This window comes from Streptomyces bobili (genome assembly GCF_002154575.1).
Lineage (GTDB): Bacteria > Actinomycetota > Actinomycetes > Streptomycetales > Streptomycetaceae > Streptomyces > Streptomyces bobili.
The window spans coordinates 1-500 of the sequence record NZ_MUBA01000814.1; the positions used below are offsets into that span (position 1 = coordinate 1).

Consider the following 500-nt stretch of genomic DNA (forward strand, 5'->3'; position numbering starts at 1 on the left):
GGACCAGGTGGTGGATCAGGGGCGGGTTGAGGTAGCCCAGCAGGGTGTGGGCCAGGAGGTCCGCGTCGGCGTCCGGGGCCGCCTGGCGCAGCAGCAGGGCGAGGTGGCCGTGGTGCAGGCGGTGGACCGGGCTGGTGAAGCGGCGGTCCGGGCCCCCCTCGGCCGCCAGCAGCAGGTCCAGCTCTTCGATGGCGCGCCGCAGGTAGGCGACGCCGAACGCCCGCAGGCGCTCCGCGGGCTCGGAGCCGGGCCCGAGCGGCGGGGGTCCGCCGAGGAAGGCCGCCTGGAAGTTGCGCTCGGAGTGGTCCAGCAGCGCCGTCAGCAGACCGGTGCGGTCGCCGAAGCGGCGGAAGACGGTCCCCTTCCCGACGTTCGCCGCGGCTGCCACCGCCTCCATGGTGACCCCGGCCGCGCCGTGCTCGGCGACCAGCCGGGCGGCGGCGTCGAGCAGCCGGGCACGGTTGCGGGCCGCGTCGGCGCGCAGGCAGGGTTCGTCCTCG

General features: G+C 77.0%; 1 protein-coding gene. It reads right to left on the reverse strand.

The features are described 5' to 3' along the window. Positions 1–500, reverse strand: a 500-nt coding sequence (locus BZL64_RS37860) for a TetR/AcrR family transcriptional regulator (RefSeq protein WP_107430431.1), incomplete at both ends; no start/stop codon positions are given.